Origin of the sequence: Desulfotruncus arcticus DSM 17038 (assembly GCF_900113335.1) — a bacterium.
Taxonomy (GTDB): domain Bacteria; phylum Bacillota; class Desulfotomaculia; order Desulfotomaculales; family Desulfallaceae; genus Desulfotruncus; species Desulfotruncus arcticus.
The window spans coordinates 449,286-464,800 of record NZ_FOOX01000001.1; the positions used below are offsets into that span (position 1 = coordinate 449,286).

Annotated in this window: 13 protein-coding genes; 10 read left to right on the plus strand and 3 right to left on the minus strand. The window is 44.8% G+C overall.

Features of this window, described 5'->3' with window-relative positions; all coding sequences use genetic code 11:
- Window positions 1-156 precede the first annotated feature (156 nt).
- From BM056_RS02240 to BM056_RS02275, 8 genes are all read left to right on the plus strand, one after another.
- Window positions 157-1,680 carry an ABC transporter ATP-binding protein gene (locus tag BM056_RS02240; RefSeq protein ID WP_092468274.1) on the plus strand — a complete coding sequence of 508 codons (1,524 nt, stop codon included), beginning with the start codon at window positions 157-159 and terminating at the stop codon, window positions 1,678-1,680.
- Window positions 1,681-1,829: 149 nt separating this feature from the next.
- A complete protein-coding gene (locus tag BM056_RS02245; protein ID WP_337833480.1) occupies window positions 1,830-2,756 on the plus strand; it encodes an ABC transporter permease in 927 nt (308 codons plus the stop codon).
- A gap of 6 nt (window positions 2,757-2,762) precedes the next feature.
- The gene (locus tag BM056_RS02250) at window positions 2,763-3,695 is read left to right on the plus strand and encodes an ABC transporter permease (RefSeq protein ID WP_092468278.1); all 933 of its coding nucleotides are present in this window, start codon (window positions 2,763-2,765) and stop codon (window positions 3,693-3,695) included.
- A 21-nt stretch (window positions 3,696-3,716) separates the two neighbouring features.
- The gene (locus tag BM056_RS02255) at window positions 3,717-4,286 is read left to right on the plus strand and encodes a xanthine phosphoribosyltransferase (protein ID WP_092468280.1); all 570 of its coding nucleotides are present in this window, start codon (window positions 3,717-3,719) and stop codon (window positions 4,284-4,286) included.
- A gap of 297 nt (window positions 4,287-4,583) precedes the next feature.
- Window positions 4,584-7,424 (plus strand): phosphoribosylformylglycinamidine synthase subunit PurL, encoded by a 2,841-nt coding sequence (purL, locus tag BM056_RS02260; RefSeq protein WP_092468282.1) that lies wholly within the window; start codon window positions 4,584-4,586, stop codon window positions 7,422-7,424.
- Window positions 7,421-8,203 (plus strand): phosphoribosylformylglycinamidine synthase I, encoded by a 783-nt coding sequence (gene purQ / locus BM056_RS02265; protein ID WP_092468284.1) that lies wholly within the window; start codon window positions 7,421-7,423, stop codon window positions 8,201-8,203. The genes purL and purQ overlap by 4 nt, the downstream gene beginning before the upstream one ends.
- A gap of 217 nt (window positions 8,204-8,420) precedes the next feature.
- Window positions 8,421-8,879, plus strand: a complete 459-nt coding sequence (locus tag BM056_RS02270; RefSeq protein WP_092468286.1) for an N-acetyltransferase — start codon at window positions 8,421-8,423, stop codon at window positions 8,877-8,879.
- Window positions 8,880-8,945: 66 nt separating this feature from the next.
- Complete coding sequence (locus tag BM056_RS02275) at window positions 8,946-9,698, plus strand: thiamine pyrophosphate-dependent enzyme (protein ID WP_092468288.1); 753 nt, start codon at window positions 8,946-8,948, stop codon at window positions 9,696-9,698.
- On the opposite strand, the gene BM056_RS02280 is transcribed toward BM056_RS02275, so the two are convergent.
- Together BM056_RS02280 and BM056_RS02285 are read right to left on the minus strand one after the other, a co-directional pair.
- Window positions 9,695-11,584 (minus strand): NADH-ubiquinone oxidoreductase-F iron-sulfur binding region domain-containing protein, encoded by a 1,890-nt coding sequence (locus tag BM056_RS02280; RefSeq protein ID WP_092468290.1) that lies wholly within the window; start codon window positions 11,582-11,584, stop codon window positions 9,695-9,697. The two genes, BM056_RS02275 and BM056_RS02280, sit on opposite strands and share 4 nt — an antisense overlap.
- A complete protein-coding gene (locus BM056_RS02285; RefSeq protein WP_092468292.1) occupies window positions 11,523-12,077 on the minus strand; it encodes an NADH-quinone oxidoreductase subunit NuoE family protein in 555 nt (184 codons plus the stop codon). The genes BM056_RS02280 and BM056_RS02285 overlap by 62 nt, the downstream gene beginning before the upstream one ends.
- 84 nt (window positions 12,078-12,161) lie before the next feature.
- On the opposite strand from BM056_RS02285, the gene BM056_RS02290 reads away from it, so the two are divergent.
- On the plus strand, window positions 12,162-13,088 hold the full coding sequence (locus BM056_RS02290) for a restriction endonuclease (protein ID WP_092468294.1): 927 nt from the start codon (window positions 12,162-12,164) through the stop codon (window positions 13,086-13,088).
- Here BM056_RS02290 and BM056_RS25965 read toward each other — a convergent pair.
- On the minus strand, window positions 13,085-13,240 hold the full coding sequence (locus tag BM056_RS25965; protein WP_165613323.1) for a hypothetical protein: 156 nt from the start codon (window positions 13,238-13,240) through the stop codon (window positions 13,085-13,087). The two genes, BM056_RS02290 and BM056_RS25965, sit on opposite strands and share 4 nt — an antisense overlap.
- Window positions 13,241-13,506: 266 nt before the next feature.
- Here BM056_RS25965 and BM056_RS02295 point away from each other — a divergent pair, with 266 nt between their 5' ends.
- Window positions 13,507-15,432, plus strand: coding sequence for a methyl-accepting chemotaxis protein (locus tag BM056_RS02295; protein ID WP_165613324.1), 1,926 nt, complete (start codon window positions 13,507-13,509; stop codon window positions 15,430-15,432).
- The last annotated feature ends 83 nt before the right edge of the window (window positions 15,433-15,515 follow it).

Genomic DNA, 15,515 nt, shown 5'->3' on the forward strand with positions numbered 1-15,515 from the left:
GGAGTCAGGAGTCAGAAGACAGGAGTCAGAATGAAAAAGTTTTCATGTTTTCTTGGAGTATTTTAGAATTCTGACTACTGAATTCTGAATTCTAAATATCGTGATCCGGTTGCTGGCAGTTGCACTGCCAGCAACCATTGCTAAGGGGCATATAGTATGAATGATACTTATTTAGTGGAATTAAAAAACATAATCAAAAGATTTCCCGGCGTTATCGCCAATGATAATGTCGATTTTAATGTTAAAAAGGGTGAAATCCATGCCCTGCTTGGAGAAAACGGTTCGGGCAAAAGCACTTTAATGTCTGTTTTGTCCGGGCTTTACAGACCGGATGAAGGTGAAATACTCATTAACGGCACCCGAACGGTTTTTAAGTCGCCCCGCCAGGCCATAAATGCAGGCATTGGCATGGTGCACCAGCATTTTAAACTGATTGACTCTTTTTCGGTAGCAGAAAATGTAATATTAGGCGATGAGCGCATACCCAAAATGCTCAATATGAAGGAAATTGAAAAAAACCTGGCGCAGCTTACCTTGCGTTACGGATTACATATAAATCCTGCTTCAATGGTTTGGCAGCTTTCCGTAGGCGAAAAACAAAGAGTTGAAATAGTAAAGATGCTTTACCGCGGTTCCCAGGTGCTTATCCTTGATGAACCGACTGCGGTACTGACACCACAGGAAACAGACGAGCTTTTTAGAAATCTTAAGGAAATGGCTAAATCCGGCAGGGGTATTGTGGTTATAACCCACAAATTGCATGAAGTTGAACAAATAGCTGACCGTGTTACGGTTCTCCGCAAAGGTAAATCACTGGCTACCCTGGAAAGAGAACGGATTAACCGGCAGGACTTAGCCCGGCTGATGGTGGGACAGGATATAACTACTCAATGTAAAAGGAATACTCCGCCCGGCGCCGGGAAAGTGCTTGAACTTAATAATGTCAGTTGTCTAAACGATCTGGGACTATCCGGTTTAAAAGATATTACTTTTGAAGTCCACAGTGGTGAAATATTCGGCATTGCCGGAGTGGCGGGAAATGGGCAAAGGGAACTGGCCGAGGTCATTTACGGTCTGCGCAAAGTCAGCTCGGGAAGTATTTTAGTAAATGGCACCGACATTAGAGGTTTTACACCCCGCCAGTTGATTGACTGCGGCGTGGCCCTGGTACCGGAAGATCGCCTGGGTACGGGACTCATACCCAATCTTGGCACCATCGACAACCTGATACTTAAGGATTACCGTAAGCATGATATGAATCGGGGTCCATTTATCAACTGGCATAAAGCCAATAAAAAGGTCAGTAGTTTAGTGGGTAGCTATGAAGTTAAAGTAAGCAGCCTGGAAGCCCCGGTCAAACTGCTTTCGGGTGGTAATTTGCAAAGACTGCTGCTGGCCAGGGAAATTTCCGCGGAACCGCAACTGTTAATAGCGGTTTATCCCGTCAGGGGTTTGGATATAAAAGCCACCGAAGCGATCCATGAATTGCTTATGGCACAGCGGGAAAAAGGAACGGCGATTCTCTTGATTTCCGAAGACCTCGATGAAATTTGCAAGCTTAGCGACCGCATCGGCGTCCTGAGCAATGGAAGTATTGCCGGAATTATTTCTTCTGATCAGGCAGACATAAATGAAATTGGTTTATTGATGATGGGTGAAACAGGAGCAGAAGCAATATGATCTTATCACATTACTCCATAGAAAAGCGGCTAGTACCTTCTTCCACAGCTTACATCTTTATCCCCCTTTTATCTGTTTTTTTGGCTCTTATATTTGGCTCTGTATTTTTAAGTCTATCCGGTTTTGATTTTATCAAAATTTATACCAAAATGTTTTCCGGCGCGTTTGGATCTTCCTATGGCCTATCCGAAACCATAGTTAGGTCGATACCCTTAACCTTAACCGGTTTGGGGGTTGCACTGGCATTTCGCATGCAATTATGGAACATCGGGGGGGAGGGCCAGCTATATATGGGCGCATTTGCGGCCACCTGGGTGGCTTTAACCTTTCCCAGCGGCAGTGCCTGGTGGGTACTGCCTTCGATGATGCTGCTGAGCATGCTTGCCGGAGGGTTATGGGCGCTATTGACGGCCATCCCCAAAGCACTATGGGGTGTTAATGAAATAATCACAACTTTAATGCTGAACTATGTGGCCATATTTTGGGTGGATTACCTGGTTTACGGCCCATGGAAAGATCCCGATGGATTTAACTTTCCGCTTACCGCCCCGTTCGGCCCCGGTGCGATTTTGCCCGCCCTGGGAAGTTCACGAATTCATACCGGCCTGTTCTTTGGACTGGTACTGGCTGTATTGTTCTATGTGATCATTTACCATACCCGCTGGGGTTATGAAATCAGAGTTACCGGTGAAAACCCCAACTCTGCCAAATATGCCGGTATGAACACATTTAAAAATATTATTCTGGTGATGGTTGTAAGTGGTGCCATATGCGGTCTCGCAGGCATGTCGGAAGTATCGGGAATCGGGGGCCGGCTTCAGCACGGCCTCAGTCCGGGCTACGGATTTACCGCGATAATCGTGGCCTGGCTAAGCAGGTTAAATCCGTTTGCCATCATTATTGTAGCTTTCCTTCTGGGCGGTTTGGAAGTTGGCGGTTATATCGTTCAAACTAGCGGAATCCCTTCTTCAATGGTTTCCATGCTGCAGGGAATGCTTCTCTTTTTCGTTTTGGGGGGAGAATTGCTGACCAACTACAAGATATCGAAAAAACCAGTAACTACGTTACGGAGTTGATAACAGATGAACCACGATATTTTTATCGCCATCCTGGCCACAGCTGTTACAGCGGGTACGCCAATTCTCTATGCGGCGCTGGGAGAAATTTTGGCTGAAAGAGCCGGCATTTTGAATCTTGGCGTTGAAGGGATGATGCTGGTAGGAGCAGTTTGTGGATTTATCATTGCTTTAAAGACAGCAAGCCCGTGGTATGGAATTTTAATTGCAATGCTGGCCGGTGGTGCCGTTGCTTTAATTCACGCTTTCCTTACAATTACATTAAAAGCTAATCAAGTTGTCAGCGGCCTGGCCCTGACTATGTTTGGCGCCGGTTTAAGCGGTTATATCGGCAAATCTTATGTTGGCATGCCGCTGCCTGTACCATTCCATAAAATGCCGCTGCCCGGACTAAGCGATATACCTGTTTTAGGACCTGTGTTTTTTAACCAGGACCCGATGGTCTACCTGAGCTATATTTTAGTGGCCGCGCTATGGTTTTTGACCTTTAGGACCCGTTCTGGACTGCACTTGCGGGCAGTCGGTGAGAACCCGGCAGCAGCTGATTCGATGGGTGTCAACGTTTTCCGCATCCGTTATATTTACGTTGTCATAGGAGGCATGCTGGCCGGCATAGGAGGAGCTTACCTTTCCCTTTACTATGTACCAAGTTGGATGGAGAATATAACGGCAGGTAGAGGTTGGATAGCGGTGGCGCTGGTTATATTTGCTACCTGGAACCCTGTTAACGCGCTTTGGGGCTCCTATTTATTTGGTGGCATTGACGCACTGGGATTCCGGCTCCAGACCTTAAATGTTACTGTATCACCATATTTTTTAAAAATGCTGCCATACATATTTACTGTCGTGGTGCTGATACTGGTCACCAAACGGAATATGGTCAAACGGATCGGTTCACCGCAAGCGTTAGGATTGCCTTATGACCGGGAAGAAAGATAACAGCAGAGGAGGTTCATAATTTTGCAAAAATTAAAAGAAAAGATTCTTTCGGAGGGACAGGTCTTATCAGATAAAATACTAAAAGTGGACTCTTTCCTAAATCATCAGGTTGACCCGGACTTTGCAATGGAACTGGGAAATGAACTGGCAGACAGGTTTAGCGCAGACAAAGTTACCAAAGTGTTAACCGTTGAGGCGTCAGGCATTGCCGTTGCCTTAACCACCGGATTGGCATTAAAGGTACCCGTTGTTTTCGCCAAAAAGAAAAAAGCCGCGACGCAGGAACCGGGCTCATATTGCAGCAATATTTTTTCTTTTACCAAGCAGGAGTCGGTGGATATTTATGTTAACAGCAAATTTATTTCGAAAAACGACCGTATCCTGATCGTTGATGATTTTTTGGCCCAAGGGGAGGCCCTCAGGGGCATGATCGAAATAACGGAGCAGGCCGGGGCGACTCTGGTTGGTGTAGGCATAGTTATTGAAAAAGTTTTTCAGGGCGGAGGCAAAGCGCTGCGCAAAATGGGTATCCGGATAGAATCGCTGGCGCCGGTTCAATCCCTGGCCGGCGGCAAGGTGCAATTTTTATAGATTAAATACAAGTTGTCTTTTAGGATCAGATATTATAAAATAATTAGGTGGTAGTTATAAAGGTGTTTTCGGTCCTTGAAGCGGGCCGGAAATTTTTATTTTTTAAAGAAGACTTGGTTTAGCGGTCATGGGACATTCCTCGACCCAAAAGTTTGACCTATAAGCAGAGGTGTGTCCCATGACCGCTAAACCTTAGTCGCACTTATTTCGAGCTTACAGCCTGTTAATCACCGACCTAAGAGGGCGGGGTTTTACAGGCTGTGCGAAGATAACGCAAAATGATCGGGGGGTGGAGCAATGGCAGTTCAGGAAGTACGTGTTATGAACCTGCCCCAGCTTGATGATTCAAGGGGTAACAGCTTATTATATGAAATACGGACAGCTTTGAATATTACCAGCATCAATAAAGTTTTAACAGCCAAAGTATACCGTCTTGAAGGCATTTCAGCGGGAGAGGCTGATTTTTTGGCGCGTGAGCTGCTATCTGAAAAAATCTTTCAGATATATTCTGTCAACGAGGCAATTATTAAAGATGCCAATAATCTGGTAGAAGTTGCTTATAAGCCCGGGGTTATGAATCCTGAGGTAAGTTCTATTTTAAAGGCGGCGGCAGACCTTGGAGTAACGGGACTTTTAGCAGCTGATTCAAGCTATGAATACGCATTTTACGGTTCCTTTTCCGAAGGCGAATTAAATCAAGTTTTATCCAAACTTTTAGTTAATGAAACAGTGGAACGGGTTATCTTGGAAAAACCTGCCATTTTATTAATCGAGGGGCAGACCGGTATTACAGAAATCGTCCCTATCAGGTGTATGAACGACGAAGAGCTAATGAAATTAAGCCGGGACAAACTTTTTTTAAACCTTGAAGAAATGAGGGCGATAGCTGATTACTTTAAGCAAATAGACCGTGATCCTACTGATTGCGAAATTGAAACCCTCGCCCAAACCTGGTCAGAGCACTGCGGACACAAAACTTTTAAATCACATCTCATAGTCAACGGCCAGACGAAGAAACCTTTACTGAAAAGGTTACAGGAATCTACCGCCAGTGCCAATCATCCGCTGGTTTTATCCGCTTTTGAGGACAATTCCGGGGTAATTGCCTTTTATGATGACCTGGCCATTTGCGGTAAAGTTGAAACCCATAATTCGCCATCCGCTATTGAACCATATGGCGGCGCGATGACCGGAAGCGGCGGCGTGTTCAGGGATATTATGGGAACAGGCAAAGGTGCCAAGGTAATATCATCTACCGACATGTTTTGTTTTGCACCGCCTGATACCGTTCAAGAAGACATTCCCGTCGGGTGCCTGCATCCCGGTTATCTATTCAGGCGCGTAGTCGCCGGCGTGCGGGATTACGGAAACCGCATGGGTATACCTACCAATAACGGTTCTGTTCACTTCCACCGTGATTTCAGAGCCAAACCAACTATCATTGTTGGAGCTTATGGCATTATGCCGGCCGCGGCTGCCCAAAAAGGCAGCCCCTTAGCCGGTGACATCGCCATAATCGTTGGCGGCAGGACAGGTAAAGACGGAATTCACGGAGCAACCTTTTCCAGCGGTGAAATGACACACCGCACGATGAATGTAAACTCCAGCGCCGTTCAAATCGGTAACGCCATTGAAGAAAAGCGCCTCAGTGACGCGCTGCTGATAGCGCGGGACGAAGACTTAATCAATGCCATTACTGATTGTGGCGCCGGCGGTTTTGCCTCGGCTTTTGGAGAAATGGGACAGGATATTGGGGTGGAGATTCAACTTGACCGGGCTCCCTTAAAGTATTCCGGGCTGGCCCCCTGGGAAATATGGCTTTCCGAAAGCCAGGAAAGAATGGCATTGTCCGTTCCTCCCGAAAAACTGGACCGCCTGCTGCAAATATGCAGGGACCATAATGTTGAAGCCACCGCCGTGGGTAGATTTACCGGCAGCGGTAAATTGGAAGTGTTCTATGGCGGTAATTGCGTATGCAATCTTGATATGAACTTTTTGCACAACGGTCTGCCGGACCGCACCATGATCGCCAAACAGAAAGGACTAAAGCAGGCGCCCAAGGAACCATGTTTTCCCAATGGAAACTGGGATGTGGTTTGTTCAGAAATTATGCAGCACCATAATGTTTGCTCCAAAGAACCAATCGTCAGAGTTTACGACCACGGCGTACAGGGGAGTAATGTACTGCCTCCTTTTGCAGGGGTTACCGGCAAAGCGCCCAATGACGCGGTAATCCTGGCCCCGGTGCCGGGGAAAAAATACGGTGCCGTAATTGCTCACGGCATGAACCCCGTGTTAAACACCATTGACCCCTATGCCGGAAGCATCTGGGCGGCAGCCGAAGCTGTATCCAACGCCGTGGCTGCCGGTGCCAACCCCGATGAGTTGGTTTTAATCGATAACTTTATTTGGCCTTATCCCGATGAAGAGTCATTATACGACCTTGACAGGGCGGTTGACGCCTGTACGGACTTTGTTCAGGCCACCGGCATGCCTTTTATCTCCGGAAAAGACAGCCTGAGCAGCACTTACCGCTCCGCCGACGGATCTGTGATTAAAATACCACCTGTTTTGTGCGTATCCTGTTTTGGCCGGATAAACGATATATCAGCAACAGTTTCATCAGATTTTAAAAACCATAACGGTAGGGTATATCTGGTAGGTCTGCGTGATATCAAGCAAATGGGAGGTTCAACCTACTTCGATATCACTGACTCTTTTAGCCCGGATGTGCCCCTGGTTGACGTTAAACAGTTCAAGCAAACCATAGCTGCGCTGCATCAAGCCGGTATTGACGGCGCTGTGCAAAGCTGCCATGACATCAGTGAAGGCGGGCTTTTGGCGGCACTTGCGGAGATGTGCTTCGGGGGCAATATGGGCATATCAATCGATATTCCCGGCGATAACCGGGCCGATTACTTTTTATTCAACGAAACCGCGGGATGTTTCGTAGTAGAGTTAACTGACGACGTCAACCCCGAAGAAATATTCAAAGGGACCAGCTTCCTGCAATTGGGGCATACCACCACCCAACTTGACTTAACGGTGAACCAGGCCGGCCAAAAATTATTTGAAGTAAAAATTGAACAATTATTTGAAACCTGGCAGAAACCGATGAAGGAGGTGTTTGGCGCTTGAAACCGAGGGTTTGCATCATCAGAACAGATGGCACCAATTGTGACTTGGAAACCGCTTACGCCTTTGAAAAGGCAGGCGGAAAATGCACACTGGTTCATATTAACCAGCTAAGAAACGGAACCGAGAAACTTGATGATTATCAGATCATGGCCATCCCCGGCGGTTTCTCTTATGGTGATGATATTCATTCCGGAAAAATCTTATCAGTCGAACTGACCTCGTTTCTAAAAGAGCAGTTGAACAATTTTGTTAGTGCAGGAAAGCCTGTTATCGGTATTTGCAACGGGTTTCAGGTATTGGTTCGTACAGGCTTGCTGCCCTGGAATGAACTTGGGACTATCCGGGCCACTTTAATGCATAATGACAGCGGACATTTCGAGTGCCGCTGGGTTAGTTTAATATTGGAGGAGACAAACTGTGTTTTTACCAAAGGGATGGGGGGCACCATTGTTGAGTACCAGGTGGCCCACGGAGAAGGTAAGTTTTACGCCAGTGAAGAGGATTTAATGGAAATTGAGCAATCAGGGCAAGTAGTTTTCAGATATGCCGACCCTGTGCAGCAAAAACAAACCATGCTTTACCCTCACAACCCAAACGGTTCATTGCATGCCATTGCCGGTATCTGTGACAGGACCGGAAGGGTGCTTGGCCTGATGCCGCACCCGGAAAGATTTGTCGAATTTTATCATCACCCTAACTGGCGTCGCCATAAGATTAACGAGCCGCACGGCACCGGCTTATTCCGAAACGCTGTGGAGTATGTAAATAAACAGCTATAGTAACTATTGTAATAAAAGCGCTCAATATAATTCACTTAGCGCATGAATCAATCCGGCCAATATGGCCAGTCATGCTTTGTTAAATATCGCAAGCGGGTGGACAGGGTTGTCGGCCTGTCGTCCGCCCCTACTCAGATATTGACGATATCCCGGGTTCTAGCATTCTGAATTCTGACTCCTAACTACTGACTCCTAATACAAAGGTAGGTAGATTGTTTTGTTATTTCGCAAAGCCAAAATTTCTGATATAGAAACCATCCACAAATTTATAACTTATTTTGCCGAAAAAGACCTAATGCTGGCACGGTCCCGCTCATCTTTATACGAATGTTTAAGGGAATTTACAGTTGCCGAGGTTAATTCGGAAATTGTCGGGGTGGGCTCACTACACATAATTTGGGAAGACCTGGCCGAAATCCGGGCTCTCGCCGTGGACGAAAGCTACCAGAAGCGGGGCATTGGGCGCGGACTGGTGGATGCTTTTCTGGCTGAGGCAATTGACCTGGAAATACCCAATATTTTTGCCTTAACCTATCAGGCTCCTTTTTTTGAAAAATGCGGTTTTAATATCATTGCCAAGGAAGACCTGCCCCAAAAGGTATGGAAAGAGTGCATTAATTGCCCCAAGTTTCCCAAATGTGAAGAGGTGGCTGTATTTAAAGTGCTAAAAATATGAATAGCAGGGGCATTACCGGGTGATATTTAAAGGATGAATGGATGAATCAACAAAGGAGGAAAAAAAATGCCTCAACCGGTAATGCCCCGCTGCTGGCGGGTAGAAACCAAGCCGCACAAGTTTTGCCCGGGCTGCGGTCACGGGCTGGTGTTAAAGGCGCTGGGAGAAGCTATCGACGAACTGGATATTCAGGGACGCACCGTGTTTGGCTGTGATATTGGATGCTCATTATTGTCATGGGATTTCTTTAATATCGACAGTGTACAAACCCACCACGGGCGGACAACCCCGGTGGTGACCGGAATCAAAAGGGCCAACCCGCAGCTGATAACGATAGCCTACATGGGTGACGGAGGCGGCTACGCCATTGGTTCCCAACACCTGGTCAACGCCGCTGCCCGCAATGAAAATATAACGGTAATTCTGGCCAACAATACTGTTTATGCCATGACCGGCGGGCAAATGGCGCCGACCACCATGCCCCGGCAAAAGACGGAAACCAGCCCTTACGGCAGAGACCCTGAAGTAACCGGGCCGCCCATGCAGGGACCGGAAATGGTTGCGGCAATAACCGGGCAGGGCGCATACGTTGCCCGGGGAACAGTGTCCAATTTGAGGCAGCTGAAGGGTTACCTTAAAAAAGCCCTGCTTAATCAAATAGAAGGTAAAGGTTTTTCCTTTGTGGAAGCATTGTCTGCCTGCCCCACCAACTGGCGGACCAATGCCGAAGAAACCTGGAAATTTGTAGAACAAGATATGGTTAAATACTTTAAAGTGGGCGAAATAAAAAACCCTGCTTCCGCAGAGAAAGCAGGTTAAGAAGCATAAATAGCATCCTTGGGACAACGGGCCTCACAGGAACCGCACTTTAAACATTTTTGCCGGTCGATAAAATATGGCCGGCCTTTTTGTTCACCTATAATTGCATCCGCAACACAAGCCTTGGCACAAAGCCCGCAAGATACACATTTATCTTCATCTATGGTGTAATCCAGCAGAGCCCGGCATACCCCTGCGGGACACTTTTTATCTTTAATATGGGCAATATATTCGTCTTTGAAATAGTGCAGGGTGGATATTACCGGATTAGGAGCCGTCATACCAAGCCCACAAAGGGAAGCGTCTTTGATTTCGGCCCCTAATTCTTCAAGCGTTTCAAGGTCTTCCATTTGACCTTTACCTTTAGTTATGCGCTCCAGTAACTCAAGCATCCGCTTGGTGCCAACCCGACAAGGAGTGCACTGCCCACAAGATTCATCCTGGCTGAAATGCAGGTAGAACCTGGCAATATCGACCATACAATCTGTTTCATCCATCACAATTAGGCCACCGGACCCCATCATAGAGCCTTTTTCCTTTAATGATTCGTAATCTATTGGCGTGTCTAATAATTCTGCGGGAATACATCCTCCTGAAGGGCCACCCGTCTGAACCGCCTTAAACTCCCTGCCTTGGGGAATGCCCCCACCGATATCAAATACAATTGTACGAAGCGTCGTACCCATAGGAACTTCAATTAAACCAGTATTATTCACCTTACCGGCCAGTGAAAATACTTTGGTTCCTTTACTGCCTTGTGTGCCCATGGAAGAATACCATTCCGGTCCGTAACGCAGTATTAATGGTATATTGGCAAAGGTTTCAACATTGTTTAATAAAGTTGGCATTCCCCATAAACCACACTGAGCGGGATACGGGGGACGGGGGCGCGGCTCACCGCGCTGACCTGCCGCAGAACGAAGCAGGGCGGTCTCTTCTCCACAAACGAACGCCCCTGCACCTAAACGCAAATCCAGGTCGAAACCAAATCCTGTATCTAAAATATTTGATCCCAAAAGTCCGTTGTTTCTTGCCTGGTCTATGGCTTTTTCCAGCCTGTCTATCGCAATCGGGTATTCAGCCCTGATATAAATATACCCTTGCTGTGCTCCAATACAGTACCCGGCAATAGCCATAGCCTCAATGACACTATGCGGGTCACCCTCCAGGATGCTTCGGTCCATAAAAGCGCCAGGATCGCCCTCATCAGCATTGCATACTACGTACTTTTTATCACCCGTGGCCGCGGCCGCTATAGACCATTTCTTACCTACGGGAAAACCTCCGCCACCTCGCCCCCTTAATCCAGATGCTTCTATTAACTTGATTACATCCTGCGGCGCCTTGTTCATTAACACATCAGCCAGCGCAAAATAACCGTCGACGGCTATATATTCAGCTATATCTTCCGGACTGATTAAGCCACAATTCCTTAAAACCACCCTGTTTTGTGCTTGAAAAAAGTGAATGTTTGATCTCTGTTTAATTCTATCACCTGTTTGTTCATCCTTGTACAGCAGCCTATCCACAACAATTCCTTCTTTTAAATGCTTTTCTACAATTTCTTTAATATCTTCTTTTTCAACCAGGCAGTAGAAAACATCTCCAGGGTGAACTGCAATTATAGGCCCCATCTTGCAAAAACCGAAGCACCCGGTTTTAATTACTTTGACTTGATTTTTAAGCTTGTTTTTGCTAACCTGTGTTTCCAGCTCATTTAGCAAGTCCAGGCTGTTGGAGGAAGTGCATCCAGTCCCGGAGCAAACAAGTACATGCTTCTTAACACTTTGCTTGTCACTGGCCGGTAATTGACCCGTTCTGATTTTAATATCCTGTAGGTGGCTGTTCCTGATACTTTCCAGGTCCTTCAGCGAATTTATCAACAGGCTTCACCTCCGCAAGTTTTTTACAGGATCTCAACAATTTGGGCACATCTTTTCTACCCAGCTTACCGTGTACATCATCATTAACAGTAAGCACCGGTGCAAGTCCGCAGGCACCAATACATCTAGTGCTTTTAACGGTAAAAAGCCCGTCTTCAGTAGTATTGGTCTCAGTTAAGTTCAACGATGACCTGAGGTCATCCAAAATATTTTGTGCGCCCTGCACGTAACACGCTGTACCGGTGCATACATTTATGGTAAACTTTCCCCTTGGCTCAGTTGTAAACAGAGAATAAAAGGTAACCACACCATTTACTTCACTAACAGGAATATCCAGCTTACCTGCAATGTAAGTTTGCACCTCTTCGGGCAAGTAGCCAAAAATATCCTGCGCACCTTGCAAAACCCTGATTAATTGACCCTTTTCATCCGAATAGTCATCGATAAGCCTGTCCAGTGCTATAAATTTTTCATCCTGTTCATTAATATCTGTCAAAAATATCACCTCTCGTATAATTTATGAATAAAAATAGCTAATGTGGAAATACTTACCTCATATACTAGATCATGGAGGTTAATAATGTTTGGCGACAAGCTGGTGAATTATTTGCAAGACCCGCCAACAGATGGGCGATCCCGTTTGGCTAGTGCAGCAGATTTTGTAATAACAAATTTATTGGTGTGGTTTATTACTATATCTGCCATTTATCTTTTACACCTTGAAAAAACAATACCTACTGCAGCTGTGTCATTTTTCTTACTACTGGAAACGCTGTCGATAATTTATATTAAAAAACATAAGATAAAAAAGCTTCAAACACATAAAAACATTTGGTATTCAGCAAAGCAATGCCGGAAAAATTTAAAAAACATAATGTTAAAAAAGGATTTTATTAATTTTTCAAAAGAATTATTAGAGGCTTCCGCACCCTTTGAAATTTTGCGTATAGTAAGCGATAATAACGAATCCAGCGTTGACCTGTCAGGTTATATAAACGGCAGCACAGTCGGTATCATGTGCTTAAACCCCGAAGATGACAACCATAAAATAAATTCGGGACAAATCAAAGTTTTTCTAAAGGATATTAATCGCTCAGGATATCATAAAGGAATTATTATAACAACAGGTTATTACACTGACGAAGCACGCCGGCTTGTCCGCCAAATGAAAGGCAGAGTTAAAATTCATCTATTGGATCACTTTGCAGTATTGCGTATGGCTAAAAAAACCGGACATCCCATTTTTCCGGATGCAGCTTGGCAAGATGAAACAGAAAATAAACTTACCGGCATGGAAATGGCTATTTCCATCAAAGAAAATATATTGGCATCCAGAAAAAGATCTTTATTGTTTTCCATACTGGGCATTGCTCTACTTGTTATTGCAATGCTAAATCATGGTTTGGTCGGTTTAATTTATCTCGGGTTTGGCATTGTTAATCTTTTTATTGGGCTTACCGGGATCATATTGTCTTTCTTACGACAAGAAGAACATATATTTAGCTAATTGTAATCGCTAAGCCACCTATTATATTCAAGTATGTAATTCCAACCACGCCGGCTGCCTGATGATACGCCTTGAAAAACATAATCGCGCGCAATGGCTAAATCACTTTCGATTATTGGATTTAATTTATCACTGATAATGTTATCCTTCATTATCACTCACCTCTAATAAATTTTTCCCTTTTCATATTGTTCATAATTTAATCTGTTATAATTCAATAAAAATAAAAATTCCGGTGGTTAACCGGAATTTTTATTTTTATCTAATTTTTATGAAAAAATGCACTAAAACTAATAAATGTCGTTTGCAGGACAGTATTTTGTCATATTTCTGACATTAATCTTTAAAATTTTCTGGTAATTTTTTAATAGAGTTAGAAATATGTAAAATTTAGTCGATAAGGGGTAAAATGGTTGGTATGGGCAGAAGTATTAGATTTAAAATTGTGGCACCTGTAACCATAATGATTTCGATTGTTTTATTATTACTAGTCTATGTGGATTATAAGAATAAGAGTAAATTGCAACTGGAACAAGAAACCAAAATGTATGATTTGATTTCTCAAAGAGTTATAGCTGACTTGGATAACGTTTTTAGTGAAGCCAAAATGGGTTTAGATGCAGTTGCGGGTAATCCGGATATTGAAAAGGTTTTTGCAGAACGCGATCGAGAAAAGCTGTTGGGCTTAACTTTACCTATTTTCAAAAGGGTCAGCCAGGAAGGCATAGAACAATTTCAATTTCATCTGGCACCGGCCACAGCCTTTTTACGCCTGCACGCGCCGGATAAATACGGTGATGATTTATCATCTTTCCGCAACACAGTATTAGAATGTAATAAAACCGGCCAAGTTGTGCAGGGACTGGAAGAAGGAAGGGGCGGTTTTGGATTTCGGGTTGTTATGCCTGTTTTTTATCAAGGAGAACAAGTAGGCAGCGTCGAATATGGCCCGGGACTTAACAACACCTTGTTGGAAAAATGGCAAAAACAAATGGGCGGCGATTATTATATATACAGCAAGGGCAGCTCAGGAGTATCCTGGGACAGTAAAGATGGGTCGCTGGTTTCTACAACCAAAACCGACCCCTTCCCAATCAACCAAAATGACCTGAATGAAATGTTAACAACCAAAAAATCCAAAACTGTTTATGTGGATAACAACCGCAAGGCGGCGTTAATCATACCCCTCCAAGATTATAGCGGCAAGTCGATTGGTTATATCAAAATAATTAATGACCGTTCAGAAGTACTTAGTCATCTGAGCCGCGAATTGCGCAATTCGCAAATGCAGGCTTTTGCTGCTTTGCTTGTAATAATAATCACTACCTTTTTAATAACGACTTGGATTACCAAACCAGTGACAAAACTGAGTAAAGCAGTTGAAGCTGTAGCCTTTGGTGATTTAACCCAAGAAATAAATATACCAGCCGGAAGCAATGATGAAATTGGTGTTCTGGCCCATGCATTTTCCAAGATGGTTCATAATTTAAAAACGATCATATCCGAGATTCAACAAAATTCAGTTAAACTGGCCGCCCACAGCCAGAAACTGGTATCATCAAGCCAGGAAGTAAGCGCCACCATTGAGGAAGTCGCCAGCACCACTAATCAGGTTGAAGCCATTTCCGTTCGTGGAGAAATGGATTTAAAAGAAGCATCCCGGGAATCGGAGTTGGTACAAAAAGTTGCGGAAGAAGGAAGTAAAGCTGTGCGCAAAGCTGTAGAGAAAATAGATTCAATAGCGGTTACATCCCAAAACGTATCCAAAACTGTACATAAGCTTAGTGAACGGTCCAAGCGTATTGGAGATATTATCGGCACTATAACCAGCATTGCGGATAGAACTAATCTTTTGGCCTTAAACGCGGCCATTGAAGCAGCCAGAGCGGGAGAACAGGGTCGCGGGTTTACCGTGGTGGCAGAGGATGTTCGTAAACTGGCCGAACAATCAGCCAGTGCCGCCAATGAAATTACAGGGCTAATAAAAGAAATACAAATTGGTGTTGGTGAAGCAGTAACAGCAATAGAGCACGGAACTGATGAAGTTAACCAGGGAGTCCGGGTTGCCAATCAAGCCGGCTCATCTCTAATTAAAATCAAAGTGGCAGTAGAAAAGAACACTTCTGTGGTCAAACAAGCTGCTATCGCCTCAAACCAAGCATGTGAGGGAACAAAACAGCTTAGCGAAGCCGGTGAACAAATAGTCGCGGCTATCCAGCAAGTTGCCGGTGCTGCCCAAGACCTGGCCAATATTGCAGATGAACTGCAGCAAAAAGCAATACAATTTAAAATAGATAAGAAGGAAATTAGTGCAATTGGTGTATCAGGTTATAATAATTGTTAATTCAGCCATTTGAAAGGTGGTTAATGTCAATTGCTGAGTGTAATTGTCTATCTTATACTTTAGGAAAGTATACCTTGCCATAT